14 protein-coding genes are annotated in these 15,777 nt (G+C 64.7%); 3 read left to right on the top strand and 11 right to left on the bottom strand.

Going from position 1 to position 15,777, the window contains the following annotated elements; translation table 11 throughout:
- Positions 1-3: 3 nt before the first annotated feature.
- From Q0743_RS15950 to Q0743_RS15915, 8 genes are all read right to left on the bottom strand, one after another.
- Positions 4-264: a hypothetical protein gene (locus tag Q0743_RS15950; RefSeq protein WP_298242467.1), complete on the bottom strand. Its 261-nt coding sequence runs from the start codon at positions 262-264 to the stop codon at positions 4-6.
- A gap of 3 nt (positions 265-267) precedes the next feature.
- Positions 268-1,533: a flagellar hook protein FlgE gene (flgE, locus tag Q0743_RS15945; protein WP_298242466.1), complete on the bottom strand. Its 1,266-nt coding sequence runs from the start codon at positions 1,531-1,533 to the stop codon at positions 268-270.
- Between the two features lie 31 nt (positions 1,534-1,564).
- Positions 1,565-2,233, bottom strand: coding sequence for a FlgD immunoglobulin-like domain containing protein (locus Q0743_RS15940; RefSeq protein ID WP_298242465.1), 669 nt, complete (start codon positions 2,231-2,233; stop codon positions 1,565-1,567).
- Between the two features lie 374 nt (positions 2,234-2,607).
- On the bottom strand, positions 2,608-2,880 hold the full coding sequence (locus Q0743_RS15935; protein WP_298242464.1) for a hypothetical protein: 273 nt from the start codon (positions 2,878-2,880) through the stop codon (positions 2,608-2,610).
- A gap of 169 nt (positions 2,881-3,049) precedes the next feature.
- Positions 3,050-3,478 (bottom strand): flagellar export chaperone FliS, encoded by a 429-nt coding sequence (fliS, locus tag Q0743_RS15930; protein ID WP_298242463.1) that lies wholly within the window; start codon positions 3,476-3,478, stop codon positions 3,050-3,052.
- Between the two features lie 21 nt (positions 3,479-3,499).
- Positions 3,500-5,179, bottom strand: coding sequence for a flagellar filament capping protein FliD (gene fliD / locus Q0743_RS15925; protein ID WP_298242462.1), 1,680 nt, complete (start codon positions 5,177-5,179; stop codon positions 3,500-3,502).
- A gap of 61 nt (positions 5,180-5,240) precedes the next feature.
- Positions 5,241-6,065, bottom strand: a complete 825-nt coding sequence (locus Q0743_RS15920) for a flagellin (RefSeq protein WP_091879725.1) — start codon at positions 6,063-6,065, stop codon at positions 5,241-5,243.
- 144 nt (positions 6,066-6,209) lie between these two features.
- Complete coding sequence (locus Q0743_RS15915) at positions 6,210-6,908, bottom strand: RNA polymerase sigma factor (protein WP_298242461.1); 699 nt, start codon at positions 6,906-6,908, stop codon at positions 6,210-6,212.
- A 513-nt stretch (positions 6,909-7,421) separates the two neighbouring features.
- Here Q0743_RS15915 and Q0743_RS15910 point away from each other — a divergent pair.
- The 3 genes from Q0743_RS15910 (at position 7,422) to Q0743_RS15900 (ending at position 11,766) form a co-directional block, all read left to right on the top strand.
- Positions 7,422-9,836 (top strand): hypothetical protein, encoded by a 2,415-nt coding sequence (locus tag Q0743_RS15910; protein WP_298242460.1) that lies wholly within the window; start codon positions 7,422-7,424, stop codon positions 9,834-9,836.
- 92 nt (positions 9,837-9,928) lie between these two features.
- A complete protein-coding gene (locus Q0743_RS15905; RefSeq protein ID WP_298242459.1) occupies positions 9,929-11,215 on the top strand; it encodes a hypothetical protein in 1,287 nt (428 codons plus the stop codon).
- Between the two features lie 14 nt (positions 11,216-11,229).
- Positions 11,230-11,766 carry a hypothetical protein gene (locus tag Q0743_RS15900; RefSeq protein ID WP_298242458.1) on the top strand — a complete coding sequence of 179 codons (537 nt, stop codon included), beginning with the start codon at positions 11,230-11,232 and terminating at the stop codon, positions 11,764-11,766.
- 1 nt (position 11,767) lies between these two features.
- Here Q0743_RS15900 and Q0743_RS15895 read toward each other — a convergent pair whose 3' ends face one another.
- Genes Q0743_RS15895 through Q0743_RS15885 form a run of 3 tightly spaced genes read right to left on the bottom strand, consistent with a single transcriptional unit; the run spans position 11,768 to position 15,764 of the window.
- Positions 11,768-13,012 carry an acetyl-CoA hydrolase/transferase C-terminal domain-containing protein gene (locus Q0743_RS15895; RefSeq protein WP_298242457.1) on the bottom strand — a complete coding sequence of 415 codons (1,245 nt, stop codon included), beginning with the start codon at positions 13,010-13,012 and terminating at the stop codon, positions 11,768-11,770.
- 7 nt (positions 13,013-13,019) lie between these two features.
- Complete coding sequence (locus Q0743_RS15890; RefSeq protein ID WP_298242456.1) at positions 13,020-14,573, bottom strand: AMP-binding protein; 1,554 nt, start codon at positions 14,571-14,573, stop codon at positions 13,020-13,022.
- Between the two features lie 24 nt (positions 14,574-14,597).
- Positions 14,598-15,764, bottom strand: a complete 1,167-nt coding sequence (locus Q0743_RS15885; protein ID WP_212026728.1) for an acyl-CoA dehydrogenase family protein — start codon at positions 15,762-15,764, stop codon at positions 14,598-14,600.
- Positions 15,765-15,777 lie beyond the last annotated feature (13 nt).

The following is a 15,777-nucleotide window of genomic DNA, read 5'->3' as shown; positions in this document are numbered from 1 at the left end:
CTTCTAATGCTGCGGTTTGCCGCGACCGACTTGCGAATTGCGCAGATAAGCGCCGATCGCGGTGGTTCTGGCGGTGGCCTGCTTCATCTGTCCTTCGATCTCCCCACATTCGCGCAGGAGGCCGCGCCGGGTCGTCTCGAGGTCATCGAGCATCGCGAGCAATTGGTTGCGATCGGTCGCCTTGACGGCCCCGGCCCGCGCCAACAGCCGCCGCAGCCGGCGCAGAAGCGCCTCCCCGGCTGCGTTCGCCCCTTCACCAGGCATCGCTCACCTCATCGCCGAGATCAGGGTGTCGTACATCTTGTTGACGGTGGAGATGACCTGGGACGCGGCGGAATAGGCCTGCTGCGCCGAGATCATGCTCGAGAACTGGCTGGAGGTGTCGGTGGTCGATGATTCCAGTTCGCTGCCGTAGATCGTCCCCGCGCCGTTTTCGCCGGAGCCCTGCAAGGCGGCATTCCCCGATGCAACAGTCGCCGAATAGAGGCCGTTGCTGGACGCGGAGAGCCCGTTGGGATCGGCGAAGGTCGCGACCGCGATCTTGTAGATCGCAATGGTCTCGCCGTTGGAATAGGTCGCGTTGACGAGGCCGTCATCGCCGATCGAGACACTCGACAGCTTGCCGTAGGAGAGGCCGTCCGAATCGATGCTGGTGACGTTGACATCGGGCGTCGTCTCGCCGGAGGCGTACTGGGTCAGGCCGTCGGTGCCGCCGACCGTGCCGAGGTCCATGGTGATGGTGCTGTCCGCGGCGCCGTCGGTCCAGCCCGTGACCGAGACGGTCGCCGGGTCCGGGCTGGTGCTCGCCAGCGAGCCATCGCTGTTGAAAGTGATGTCGATCGTCCCCGACGCCGTGCCTGTCGCGGTCGTGGTGTCCGATGACGAGGTTGGATTGGCGAAGCTCGCGCTCCAGGTATTGGTGCCGGTCTTGGTCCAGGTGATCTGCATCGTGTTCGCCGCACCGAGCGAATCGTAGGCCGTCATCGAGCTGGTGAAGGTGTCGCCGGTGGCAGCGTCCGACGGCAGGTTGGCCGCGATCGTGGTCTTGGTGGTGGCGCTGCCGCTGGTCGAGGCGATCTGGGTATTGATGGCCGACAGATTGCTGGCAGATTCACTGCCGACGACATTGCCGTCGGCGTCGGTGCGCCAGCCCTCGAGATAGCTTCCGTCGTTCTCGAGATAGCCCGCGTTGTTGATCGTGAAGGCGCCGTTGCGGGTGTAGGACGTGACGCCGCCGGACGTGGCGCTGGTCACCACGAAGAAGCCCGTGCCCTGGATCGCGACGTCGGTGGCGTTGGACGTGGTGGCGAGGAGGCCTTGCTGAGTGATGTTGGCGCGGCCCGAGACGGTGACGCCGCCGGAGGCATAAGTCGTCGAGTTGCTCGATGCGGTCACCAGCGCATCGAACATCGCCGACGTCGTCTTGTAGCCCGTCGTATCGGAGTTGGCGATGTTGTCGCTGATCATCGACAGAGACGTGCTCTGGGCGCTGAGCGCCGAGATCGCCGAGGACAATGCACCGGTAAGACTCATGATGAAACTCCGAGGAAATCAGAACGTGAGATCAGGACGTGACGCCGATGATGTTGGCGGCGCTGACGGAGACGCCGTTCACCGTGAGCGAGGGCGTGGAGGTCGATGTGTCGATGCCGGTCACCGTGCCGGTGACTGTCGTGTAGTTGAGCACCGAGTTGCCGGCGGAGTCGGTCGCGGTCACCGAGATGGTGTACTTGCCGCCGTCGGAGAGCTGGTTGCCGCTGGAATCCTTGCCGTCCCAGGTGAAGCTGTTGGAGCCGGAATTCCCCGTGCCGGTGCCGGTGTAGACGACGTTGCCCGAGGAGTCCGAGATGCTGATCGTGACGTCCGACGCGGCCGAGGACAGCGAGTAGCCGAAGGTGGCCGAGCCGTTGCTCAGGGTCGCCGTGTCGGTCTTCGCCTCGACGGTGTGGCCGATATAGTTCACCGAGTTGAGCGTCACGAGGCTCGAGAACGAGCTCGCCAGCGACGACATGTTGGAGTTGATCGACTGCTGCTGGGTGAAGTTGGCGTAGGAGGTGAGCTGATTGATGAAGTCGGTGGTCGAGGTCGCGTTCAGCGGATCCTGGTTCTGAAGCTCGCTGACCAGCAGGCTGAGGAAGTCGCTCGAGGTCAGCGACGACGAGGACGACGCACTCGACGACGACGATGTCGTGGTGGTCGCGGTTGTTGCAGAACTCACGGCGGAAACGGTCATCAGAAACTCCGGCTTTCTCGCGCTGCCGGCAACCAGGTGCTGGTCGGGGCGCTTGAAATCTGTGTGCTGATGAAACGGGTGGGCGCGCGGATTCAGGCGGCGATTCGCGCGCGCAAAAACGGCTTTCGACACGGCAAAATCTGCCGCATGCGCGCGTTAGAGGAGCGGCGATATCGGGCTAGATGTTGCGACGACGGCGCCCTCCTGCCGCCACGGCGGGGCAGTGGCATGCGCGATCAGTTTTTGAGGCACGCGTGCTTCCACGTCGTCATGGCCGGGCTCGTCTCGGCCATCCACGCCGCCACGAACGTGATGCCCGTGACAAGCCCGGGCATGACGATCTCACGTAATGTTGGGTATCGGCAAAGAGCCGCTCAGCTCCCCGCCGTCTCGCCTTCGGTGCGGGGCTCGGCGGCGTCGCTCTTCATCCTGGCCGCGGCGGCGACGATGCGATCGGCGAGACCCGCGGGGGCGCGGACCGGCGGCGCCGCGAGCGCTTGGCGCAAGGTACGCGCCTCCTCGAGCAGGGCCTGTGCTGCGGGCGAGCGCGCCAGCAGCTGTTCGGCGGGCACGCGCTGGTCGTCGGGCCAGAGCGAGAGATCCTCGCCCAGCCGGTCGATCAGTTCCTCAAACTCGGTGACGTCCATCGTCCGCCGGTCCCGCCTTGGTCCGGCCCGTCATAAAGCATTGCGCGCGCGCCGGAAACCGGTTTCAGCCCGGCTTTGGCGCCAAAGCGGCCCGCAGCACTACGGAAAGCTTGGAATTGGGAGGCCGGCGTCGTCAGTCGCCCTCCCGCATGGGGGAGAAATCGCCGCCTCAGCCCCTGCGTGCCGAATCGACCGGGGCTACGCCCGCGCCCCGCGACGTTGCATCGACGAACTCCCAGGCCTCTCGAAGCTCGGAGAGCCCGGCGATGATGCGCGCGAAACTCGCGCGCGCATGCGGGCGGCCGAACGCCTTGAGGCTTGCCAAGATCATCGCATTGTAGGTCTGGAACACCTGTTCCGCGACCGCTCCCCCCTTGGCGAAATCGAGATTGTGGCTGAGGCCGCGCAGGATCGCGGTCGCCCGCATCAGGTGCTCGTGCCCCTCCTCGAAGCGGCGCGCCTCCTGCGCAGCCAGCGACTTCTGGAGAAAGGTGATCGCGCCGCCGAGCAGCATCGAGATCGCCTTGAGCGGCGGCACGCTCGTTGCCGCGCCCCGATAGGCCTGATTGGCCATGTACGCCATCTGGTTATGCATCATCGATCACTCTGTTTCACTCGATCAATCGCTCGAGGAGCTGCTCAGCAGCGCCTTGAGATAAGTCAGCGTGCTATTGGCGCTCTCGATCGCCGCCTGATATTTGGCGTATTGGGTCTGGAGCTGCGACTGCAGCGTCGCAGCCGCGCTGTTGATGTCGTCGACCTTCTGCTGAAGGTCGTCGTCGCGCGTGGTCAGATTGGTGATCAGCGTCTGCAGCACGCCGGTCGACGAGGAATAGTTCTTCGCGATCTGGTAGAGCTGCGTCGCGATGCCCGAGGTCGACGTCACCGTGATCGACTGCGAGGTCGATCCGCTATAGGTGAAGGCCATGCCGGCATAGATCGAGCCGGAGGCACCGATGATCGTGGTGCCGCTGACCGTGAACAACGTCGAATCGCCGCCGACCGACGCCGAGGTGAGATTGCCGTCGGAATCGACCGCCAGGTCCAGGGTGAAGGATTGCGGCGACGTGCCCGTGTTGACGACGCTGAGCTGGCTCGACGACGTCGTGGTCTGGGCCGACAACAGCTTGGTCACGCCGCTCAGATTCGTGCTCAGAACGTCCGACAGCGTCGAGGTGTCGAGCTCGAGCTCGTTGCTCTCGTTGAACGACAGGCCAAGATCGGCCATGGTCATGCCGCCGACGGTGCTGTTCAGGGCATTCTGAAGCGCATCCATGATGTTGCGCATCGTTCCATCGCCGAACAGCACCGCGCTGGAATCCGCGGTGCCGTCGGTCGCAGTCGCCTGCTGAGCGACGACTTCGTCGCGAAAGGCGTTGTAATTGGTGACGAACGTCTCCAGAGCCGACTGGATCTGGCTGGTGTCGGTCTCGATGCTGATGTTCAGCGATGTTCCGTCCGGCGTCGCCTGGAGCAAGCTGAAGGTGACGCCGGTGAGGACGTCGGAGATGTCGTTGGTATCGCGGGTCATGGAGATGCCGTCGAGCGTGAATTCGGCCGACTGCGCCTCCTGGATGACGTTGGTGAAGCTCCCCGAGCTGTCGGTCACGCCGAGCTCGGTCATGATATCGTCGCCGGACGTGCTGGAATAGCTGATGTCCGCGGCATCCTCGGTGCCGGTCAAAACCAACCGGTACGACGTGCTGGACACCTGCACGATGGAGGCCTGGACGTTGGTCGTCGAGGTCTGCGCGTTGATGGCGTCGGCGACGTCCTGCAGCGACATCGTGCTGGTCACCGTGATGTCGGCCGCCGTGCCGCCGTCGAGCCCGATCGAGAATGTGCCGGAATAGCCGAGCTCGTCGGTCTGGCTCGATTGCGAGGTGCCGGCCACCTTATGCGCGGTGGCGAGCTGGCTGATCGTCAGCGTGTGGTCGCCCGTCGCCGCCCCGCTCTTGATCGTCATCGAGAGCGCCGAGGAGGCGCTGACGTCGCCGGTCGAGCTGATGCTCGCGGCGCGCGTGGCAAATGCGCTGGTCGAGAGCGAGTTGACCACTGCGGTCGACAGCGATGCCAATCCCGAATACAGCGTCTTCAGATCGCTCTGCAGCGTCTGATAGGCCGAGATCTTGGCCTCATTGTTCGTGATCGTGGTCGAGATCGTATCCGCCTGCGCGGTCTTGGCGTCGACGGCGGCCTGGATCAGCGCCGACCAGTCGATGCTGCTCGAATTGGTCGTCCCGCTCGTGGTGACGGAGACCCCCGAACTTGTGCTGCTGGTGGAGCTGACGCTGGTCACTTTGCCTGGCTGTCCCTGGTAGGAGGCGGGCCGGCATCATGCCGGCCCGCTTGTATCGTCATCAGCCCAGCAGCTTGAGCAGGTACTGCGGCATCTGGTTCGCCGCGGCGAGCGCCGACACGGCGGCCTGGGTCTTCACTTCCGCCGAGGACAGCTTCGACTGCTCGGCCGCGATGTCGACGTCCTTGATCGCCGAGTTGGCCGATTGCAGGTTCTGGGTCTGGGTCGAGATCGAGTCCGCGCTGAAGTTGAACCGGGATTCCTGGGCGCCGATGCTGGCGCGGGCGGCCGAGACGGTGTCGATCGCCGTGTCCAGCGCTGTCAGTGCCGAGGTCGCGTCCGACAGCGTGCTGACGTCAAGCGAGGAGACGCCGAGCGACGAGGCCGTCAGGCTCGTGAGCGTGATGGTGATGGTGTCAGACCCCGAGGAGCCGACCAGGACGGAGACGCCCGAGGCGAACACGCTGGAGCCGTCGAGCAGGCTCTGGCTGGAATAGCGGGTGCCGGAGGCGATCGAATCGATTTCGCTCGTGAGCTGCGTGAATTCCGAGTTGATGTAGGCGCGGCTGGAGTCGGTGGTGGTGCCCGAGGCGGACTCGGAAGCCAGCGACTTCATTCGGGCGAGGATGTCGGAAATGTTCGAGGCGCCGCCATCAGCGGTCTGCAGGATCGCGGTGGCCTGCGAGGCATTGGTCGCGGCCTGCTGCAGCGTGGTGACGTCCGAGGAGATGCGGGTTGAGATCGCAAGCCCGGCGGCGTCGTCGGACGCCGAGGTGATGCGCGAGCCGCTCGACAGCTTGGAGAGCGACGAGGTTTCCTGCGAGGAGTTGATGTTGAGATAACGCACCGCAGCGTTGGCGGCGGTATTGGTGTTGATTGCGGGCATTGGAAGCTCCTGTGCTGATGGGCATGGCGTGCCGCATCGTTGAAACCGACTTACGACGACGCGGACCGCAGCCCCGTCCGTTCGCTCAAACGGCGGAGTGCAAGGAGATCAGGCGCGAAAACTTTCGCGAGGGGAATTTTATGGTTAGCAATCGGTAAACGCGGTGCGGATGTCGCGCTCGTGCTTGCGCAGGAGCTGACGCAGTTGCTGGCGCCCGCGCTTGAGCAGTGACTCGACGGCGGCCACCGTCGTGTCCATCACCTCGGCGATCTCGCCGTTGCTCATGTTCTCGTGATACGAGAAGATCACCGCGATGCGCTGCTGCTCCGGCAGACGCTGCATCGCGATCTCGAGCATGCCGTTCAATTCGTTGCGCTCGATGAGCTCGACCGCGCCGGGCTGGCCGTCCGCGACTTCGGGCACCGTCTCGACATTCTCGGTCCGCGGCTTGCGGCGCAGATCGATGCAGCGATTGGAGATGACGCGATAGAGCCAGGTCGAGAACTTGGCGCGGCCGTGCTGCCAGCGCCCGCGATGGCTCCAGATCTTGAGCATGGTGTCCTGCACCACGTCCTCGGCATCGGCGGCATTGCCGACGATGCGCAGCGCGATGGCGTAGGCACGGTCGATGTGACGCTCGACCAACATGCGGAAGGCAGCCTCGTCGCCGGTTGCGAGCCTGTCGAGGAGCTCACTGTCCTCGTCGTAAACGACATCGGCCGTGACGGGCGCGCTGTCCGGCGCGAGCGGCACCGAAGGCATCACCGGCACGATCGCATCGGCCGGCATGGTTGTCGTGATCTCGGCCTCGGCGGGAGCCCAGACATCAGCAGCGTAACTCATCCCGCAACCTCCAACCCGCAATGCCGGCGGCGCACATGCCACACGGCTTCCAGGCGTTGAACGCGGGGCCAAAACAATCCAGGCGGATAATTTTTGTTGTTTTTCAAGATGTTATCCGGAATCTTTTGCCGAGCATCGGGCAATAATTGCCGACCGCGCGATCGTCTCGCGCATCAAGTCTGCAATCGTCACATCGTCTCGCGCCATGGCGGATCATTCATCCTGAACAGATGCAGCGGGAAGAAAACGCTGAAGTTACGCGGCACTAGGTGATCAAACGCGACGCGCGCCTTGCGCATCAAGAAGCGATTGTTTCCGAGTGTGAATGAACGCCAGACGACTTTCGCACTCGGCAATTTTTTCCGAATCACCTTTTTCGAACCTAGCGATTTTTTTGAATCTGTCAGTCGCGACGAACACGATTTTGAATCGTGCGTGAATTTTTTTCGCACGCGTGGCGCCTGACTCCGCGTCTGTGCACGTTAATCACGTTGGTGGACGGGGAATTGCCGCATGAAGATCGCAACGGCCAGCGCGGAGCGCGGCGCGCAAATTGTTTCTGCTTGGTCGTTCGATGTTTTCGATACATTTCTGCTGCGCGCATGCACGACGGCAGATGGCGTATTTGAAAGGACTTACGAGCTATCGGGCATTTCACGATCTTGTCCGAATGTTTCCGCGAGTTTCGTTCAGCATCGCATCCAGGCCGAATCGCGTGCGCGTCGGACCGCAAAGGAGAAGCGCGGCGCGAGCGAAGTGCATATCGACGAGATCTATTCCTTTTTTCCGTTCAGGCTGTTCGGCCTTTCACCAAGAGACATGAACGACCTCGTCGAATCAGAATTTGCCGCCGAGATCGAGCTCTGCCGCGCCAACCCGGACATGATCAGGCAATATCTGGACATGAAGTGCGCCGGCCATCGCGTCGGATTCATCTCGGACACCTATTGGGACACTGGCCGGCTGGCGCGCCTGCTGCGCGCTTGCCATCCCGGGCTGGACTGGGACTTCCTCTACGCGTCCTGTGACCACGGCAGCAGCAAGAGCGAGACCTTGTTCGCCACCTATCTCGCCGAACAGGGCATCGACGCCGACGCCTCCTTTCACGTCGGCGACAATGACAAGGCCGACATCAGGGGCGCGAAGCGTCACGGCATTCATCCCCGCTATTATCCGCAGGCAACCGCGCAGCTCGCCTCGAAGTTTCAGCGTGAGACGGCCCTGTTCGAGCTGCTGTGCACAGGCGCGCCGTCGCGACTCGATCATGGCGGGCGAACGCTGCGGCGTATGGTCGCCGCACGCAACGCCGAGAGGTCGCCAGCTTTTCACCTCGGGATGACCGTGCTCGGCCCAGTCATGACCGCATTCGACGCCTTCATCACGCGGCGCTGCGCGGAGGTCGCCGAGCCCGGCCGGCAGGTCGCGCTCGGCTTTCTCGGCCGCGACGGCTTTCTGCCACACCGGATCTGGCAGGGCCTTCATGGCAACTCGTCGGCCTATCTCGAGATCAACCGCCGCGTCGGCCTGATCGCCTCCGCCGACACGATCCAGCCGCTCATCGATCTCTTCAGCAAGGTGTTCAAGATCGACGCGCCGACCTTCCACGACATGATGAAGATGATGCCGCCAAAGGTCGCGACGTTCTTTGCCGGCTGTCCCGGCGGCATCGCCTCCGGCGAAGACCTCGCCGAGGCGCTTCCGAAACTGATCGATCCCGCCGAGATCGTCACGCTCGCGGCAGGCTTGCGCGCGCGCTTGCTCGCCTATCTGCGTCAGGCTATCCCCGGCTTTGACGACTGCACCGATCTCGTACTGGCCGATCTCGGCTATTCCGGCAGCGTGCAGAAGGCGCTGCGTCGCATCTTCGACCTCGAAGGCATCAAGATCCGCCTCCACGGCGCCTATCTGATGTCGCTCGACGATGCCTTCGACGATGTCGCCGAGGACGACAGCGCGGCGGGCTTCATTTCCGACCTCGTGGTCACCCCGCACGTCAAGCGCATGATGATCCGCAATATCGCACTGCTGGAGCAGATCTGCTGCTCCGCCGACGGCTCGGTGCGCGACTATGACGGCGACAAGGTGCTGCGCGAGATCAACCCGCGCCCCGAGAGCCAGATCGTGCTGGCCGCCGAGATCCAGGCCGGCGCCCTCGCCTTTGCAGGATCCGCCGGAGAGGTCGCGCTCGACTTCCGCTTGAGCCCTTATGCTGCAGACGACGTCGCCGCACGCTGGTGCGCGGCGACATTGGCGCGTCTTCTGCTGCTGCCCGACGACGACGAGCTGATGCTGCTCGGCGATTTGAGGCATGATGTCAATCTCGGCACCCATGCGCTGGCCCCGATGATCGACAGCGGCTTCATGCGCCGCCAGATCACCGCCCGCGGCCTCTCCGCCGCCTGCACCGCCACGGCGCCGCCGATGTGGCTGGCAGGCTGTTTTGCGCGCCTCTCGCCGTCCCACGCCTATCTGTATGCGCTGTTCGGCGCCAACCGCCTGCCCGCCGACGTCTTCGAGGAAAGCCCCTGCATTTCGGTTCAGATCGGCCTGTTTCGCGGAAATGGCGAGGCGACGCTGGAAGCGGTCACCGTTCATCGCACCGGCCTCGGTGAGCTGCGCGTGCGCATTCCCCTCTCGCGCGCCATGGGCATCGCCATGATCGCGCTGCCGCTGGGGAAATTCGCTCCCGAAGGCCTGCTGCACGGCGTGACCATCCAGTCCGCCGACGAGGTTCGCGACGCCGCTGAAAGCCAGGACGCAGTCGGTATCGCCTTCGAAAGCCTGACCTATGCCGGCGTGCAGAGGAACGGCTCGCATTATCGCACCGAAAGCGAGGACGGCTGCCTGCTGATTCCCGTCGCCCCGATGACGCAGGAGATCGCGGTCTACTCCGTCGCGATCACGCCGCTCGGAGCCAGCCCCAAATAGTTCGCCTGATTGCGCCGCTCCAGCCGTTGAAGTCCCAGGGGTTAACTGGGGGCACGGAATTGCGGGACGCAACGCAGGCAAATCTTGATCAAGTGCTGCAGGCTGGCGGCGTCAGGCTGGGCCGGGCCCAGCACGACCGCCTGAGCTGGCTGGTCGGCCAGTATGGTGCACCCACGCTCGATGGCGTCCCGGACGGGCGGCACGGCGGCGTCATCATTCTGAAGGAACCGCCAAGCGGCGCCGCGGCCGAGCTGCTCTACCGCTCGCTCAATCCCGCCTGCGCCGTCGTCATTCCCGGAAGCGAAAATCCCGGCTTCGACTTCCTCAAATCCAAGCTGACCGAATTCGGCACCGTCGGCCCCTGCGGCGCCGACGGCCCGCACGAAATGTGGTGGGGCGGCATCGGCTGGGCGAAATTCCTCGCCGCCGCAGACGCCTCCGCCCTCCGACCGCGGATCGTCTCATGTCATCCGCGCGGCGTCGACGAGGCCGCGTCCCCCCGCCTCCGCCAATCGCTCGAGCGCCTGCAGCTCGATTGTCACATCGAAGCGATCGACACCCAGCTCGATGACCGCCTGCTCTGCTTCGAGACGGCTGAGTTCATGGTGCGGATGTGGAACAAATATCGCGAGCCGCTGCTGTTCGTCGATGCCGGCGCGACCTTGCGTGAGGCGCCCCTGCTGCCCTCGTTCCTCGGTTGCGACGTCGCCCTGCACAAGTGGAATCGCTGGGAGATGTCGGCGCGCACGCTCTATCTCCGCCGCTCCGCGCATGCGGAACGGCTGCTTCGCGCCTGGCAACAGCTCGCCGCCGCCTATCCTGCGATCTGGGAAGGCTATCTGCTGGACCAAGCCTGGAGCCTGACATCATCGCAGGTGCCGCTCGATACGGTCTGGCTGCCGCGCTCCTATCACGCGCTGAAGGGCGACCTCGGCGCCTCGCGCGCGACGATCCTGCACGACCAGCAGACGGCGACGCTGGAGCTCGGTCCCGACCCCGGCTTCGCAAGCATCGTGCGCACGGCGCGCCGCGCCGGCCGGACCGGCGCCCGCGACGCCTTCATGGTGATGACCTCGAAGGCCGCGACCGGAAGCGGCATCGCCGTGATCCTGCGCGACGTCTCGGCCAGCGACGCAGGCGCGGTGGCGGCAACGGTCGAAGCCGTGACCGGTGCCTATGCCGCCGATTGCGGCGGATACGGCCGGCTCGAGCTGTCGCTCTGCGCCTGGCAGGACGATGTCGGTGCCGCGCGCGAGGCGGCGAGCCTCGCACACTACCGCATCCTGGAGATCGCGCCGGGACAGCGCATCGCCAACGACTTCTTCGCCAGCCACGCCTCCGACGACGCGGTCATGACCGCACGCCGGCTTTTCCCCTGAGGGAGACCTTCACGATGCTCAAGACCATCATCCTGCTCACCGACACCGTGCAACAGCAGCAGCCGCTGGCCAATCTGCTCCGCGAGCACAATCGCGATCTGTCGTTCTGCTCGGCGCTCCACGCGTCGGACCTCAGCGCGATCGATCCGGAGGTGCTGAGCGAGGCACGGCTGGTGTCCTTTGCCGCCGACGTCGCCGTGCCCGAGAAATTCCTGCTCAAGCTCGGCTACGGCGCCTACAAGTTCTACGCCGCGCCGACCCAATATCCGGGCCTGCCGGCGGCGGCCGACGAGAGTGAGGACGATCCGCGCTGCTACTCCGTGATCGCGCAGTCGATGACGATCTGGCCGGACTTCAAGAAAGTGGTCGGCCTGGAGACGGTGACGATCCCCGAAGGTACCGTGCCCGCCGAACGCGAACGGCTGGTGTTCTCCCGCCTCGCCCATCTGTTCTGGGGGATGTCGCACATGATCGCGGGCGAGGCGACGGACCTTCCCGGGATCATCGGCTCCGGCGAGAGCCAGCGCCCGACGGCCGCAATGATGAACTGAACTAGCGCGCGCGGAGCCGCGCCGACAGCGCATCGCAGTGCTCGGGCGCGGCGATCGCGATCATGCGGCGCGCGCGCTCGGCAAGGCCGCAGCCGCGCAGCTCCGCAATGCCCCATTCGGTGACGATGGCGTCGACATCGGCGCGCGGCGTCGTCACTGTCTCGACATCCGTCACGATCCGGCTGCTGCCGTCGGACGCCGTCGCCGGCAGCGCGATGATCGCTCTTCCTCCTGGCGAGGCATTGGCCCCGCGCACGAAATCGAGCTGTCCACCGATGGCGCCGATCGCAACGCCGTTCAGCGTCTCGGAATTGACGCTACCGTCGAGCCCGACCTGGAGTGCCGAGTTGATCGCGACCAGACGATTGATCCGGGCCAGCACGTTCTGGCCATGCGTGTAAGACGTCGGCCGCACCGCGACCGCCCTGTTCTCATGGACGAAGCGGTAGAGCCGCTGCGTGCCGATCACCTGATTGGTGACCGTGATCCCGGCATCGAGTCCCTTTTCTGCATTCGTCACCGCTCCGCACGCGATCAGATCGACGACGGCATCGTTGATCAGGCCGGAGTGAATGCCGAGATTGCGCAGATGAGACAGCGACGAGAGGATCGCGTCCGGAATCCGCCCCACCCCGAACTGAAGCGTGCTGCCGTCGGCGATCAGGCTCGCCGCATGCGCCGCAATACGCTTTGAGATGTCATCGGGTAGCGTCGAAGCCAGCTCGACAGGTGGCCGGCGCGCGGTCACGCGCAGATGAATCGGCACCTCGTCGGGCCATTCCGCTCCAAACGTGAACGGCGCATCCGGATTGATCTCGGCGATGACGAGACGCGCGCCGCGTGCGGCGTCGATGACGTAGTCGTTGGAGAGGCTCGCGCTCAAGCGGCCGTTGCCGGCTTCCGCAAGCTGCACCAGCACGACATCGGCCCTGTGGCGGCGCGCGGCGACGTCGGCACAAAAGGCGCTGTAATTGCTCGGGATCACGTCGAGCCGCCCGGCCTTCGCAAGCCGGCGCGCGTTGCCGATCACGCCGTAGCTCTGGAACGCAACGTTGGGAGCGCACGCGGCGGAGAACGTCTCGGAGAATATCGGCCCGATCATCATGCGAAACTGCGGAAGTTGCGCAGCCTGCGCCATCAGTGCTTCGGTCAGGGTGACGGGCTCTGCCGTCGCCTGCCCGCACACGACGAGATCGCCCTCACGTATCAGGCCGGAGAAATCGATCGGCGCCACGCTCCCGGACATTCCCGTCTCAGCCCATCGGGGTGAGGCGCGTGGAGGATTCAGCCAGGAGCGTCCGGAGCTCGGTCTTCACGATCTTGCCGTAGCTGTTCTTGGGCAGCTCGCTGGTCGTATAATAGTGCTTCGGTCGCTTGAAGCGCGCGATCCAGGCATTGCAGATCTGGTCGAGCTCCTCGCGCGTCACGGCCATGTCCGCGACGGCGACGACCACCGCCACGACCTCCTCGCCCCACTCCGGATGCGGCCGGCCGATCACCGAGACTTCGGCCACGGCCTCGTGCCGCAACAACACTTCCTCGACCTCGCGCGGATAGATGTTGGTGCCGCCGGAGATGATGACGTCCTTGGAGCGGTCCTTCAGCGTCAGGAAGCCGTCGGCGTCGAAGGCGCCCATGTCGCCGGTGTAGAGCCAGCCGTCGCGCAAGGTGATCGCGGTGGCGTCCGGATTCTGCCAATAGCCGGACATCACGGTGTCGCCGCGCACGATGATCTCGCCGATCTCGCCAGGAGCGACGTCGCGGCCCTTCTCGTCCACGGTGCGCACCTGCACGACGCCCTGGGCGATGCCGACCGAGGCGAGACGCTCCTCGTAGCGGGGATGTCTGGTGTCGGCATGCATGCGCTTCGGCAGGTGCGTGATCGTCATCGGCGTCTCGCCCTGGCCGTAGATCTGCGCCAGCTTGGGACCGAACACGCTGAGTGCCGCCTTGCAGTCCGCGACGTACATGGGGCCGCCGCCATAGATTATGGTCTTCAACCCCGGCGCGCTCGCACCTGTTGCTTCCGCGGCGACCGTCAGGCGTCGCACCATGGTGGGTGCGGCGAAGAACGAGATGCCGTCGCGCTTTTCCGTCAGCTCAAGAATCTCATCAGGCTCGAAGCGGCCGCTCTCGGGAATCATCTGCGCGCCCATGCCGAGCACGTGGGGCACCATGTAGAGGCCGGAGCCGTGCGACATCGGCGCAGCGTGCAAGAGCGCTTCGCCCGGGACGATCGGATTGATCTCGGCGAGATAGTTCAGCGACATCGCCAGAAGATTGCGATGGCTGAGCACGGCGCCCTTGGGCCGGCCGGTGGTGCCGCTGGTGTAGAAGATCCAGGCGGGATCAGCGATTGCGACATCGGCGATGCCGGCACCGTCAGCCTTCTCCAGCGCGCGATACTCGGCCGAGCCGATCTCGATCGCAAGCGGCTTGACGGCAGCGAGCGCCAGCGCCTCCGACGCAACGCCCGCCATGTCCTCGGTCACGAACACAAGCGCAGCGCTTGAATTGTCGAGAATGAACGCGACCTCGCGCGGATGCAGCTTGGCGTTGATGGGCACTGCCACCAGCCCGGCGTGCCAGCAGGCATAGAGGCAGGCGACGTACTCGGGCACGTTCTTCATCAGCAGCGCGACGCGGTCACCTTTGGCGAGACCCATACGCTGGCGCAGCGAAGCCGCCAGCGAGGCCACGGTTGCGGCGAGCCGGCCGTAATCGGCAACCGGCGTCAATCCCTTCAGCAGCGCCGGCGCCGACGCATCAGCCTTGGCAGCACGGAGGAGAAGTTGAGCGAGGTTCATGGCGATCCGCCCCGGGCGCTGCGCCTAGTATGACTTGGCGAGCCCGAGCACCTTTTCCGCAATAAAACTGAGCGCGAGCTGCGGGCTGACAGGTGCGATGCGCGGGATCAGCACTTCGCGCAGGTAACGCTCGACGTGGAATTCCTTGGCGTAGCCAAAGCCGCCATGGGTCATCACCGCCTGCTCGCAGGCATGGTAGCCGGCTTCGCCCGCAAAATACTTCGCGGCGTTCGCGCCGGCCCCGCAGGGCAGGCCCTTGTCGTATTGCCAGGCCGCCTGCATCACCATCAGCCAGGCCGCCTCGAGCTCGACCCAGTTCACCGCGAGCGGATGCTGGATGCCCTGGTTTTTGCCGATCGGCCGGTTGAAGACAACGCGCGTCTTGGCGTATTCGGTCGCGCGCGACAGTGCGAGTTTTCCCAAACCAACCGCCTCGGCCGCGATGAGAATTCGCTCCGGGTTCATGCCTTCCAGGATGTACTGAAACCCCTTGCCCTCTTCGCCGATGCGATCCTCCATCGGGATCTCAAAGTCCTCGAAGAACAGCTCGTTGGAATCGACGATCTTGCGGCCCATCTTCTCGATCTCATGGACCTTGATCTTCTTCCGGTCGAAATCGGTGTAGAACAGGCTGAGGCCGTGGGTCGGCGAGCGCACCTCCTCCAGCGGCGTGGTGCGCGCCAGCAGCAGGATCTTGTGCGCGACCTGCGCAGTCGAGATCCACACCTTCTGGCCGTTGACGATGTAGCGATCATTCTTGGCCACCGCGCGGGTCTTGAGCTGCGTGGTGTTGAGGCCGGTGTTGGGCTCGGTGACCGCAAAGCACGCCTTCTCCCGGCCCTCGACCATCGGCGGCAACATGCGCTTGCGCTGCTCCTCGGTGCCGAACACGACGACGGGATTGAGACCGAATACGTTGATGTGGACCGCGGACGCACCGGACATGCCGGCGCCGGACTCCGCGATGGTGCGCATCATGATCGCAGCTTCGGTGATGCCGAGGCCCGAGCCGCCATATTCCTCGGGTACGCAGATGCCGAGCCAGCCAGCGTCGGCCAACGCCTTGTGGAAATCGTGCGGGAAGCCGCCGTCGTGGTCCTTCTTCAGCCAATAGGCATCCGGAAAGCCCTCGCAGATTTTTGCGATGGCGTCGCGAATGGCTTCCTGCTGATCGGTGAGCGCGAAATCCATGATGGTCTCCTTG

It is taken from the genome of uncultured Bradyrhizobium sp. (assembly GCF_936943645.1).
Lineage (GTDB): Bacteria > Pseudomonadota > Alphaproteobacteria > Rhizobiales > Xanthobacteraceae > Bradyrhizobium.
Note: the sequence above shows the minus strand (reverse complement) of the source record. Positions and strands in the feature narration are given on the sequence as shown.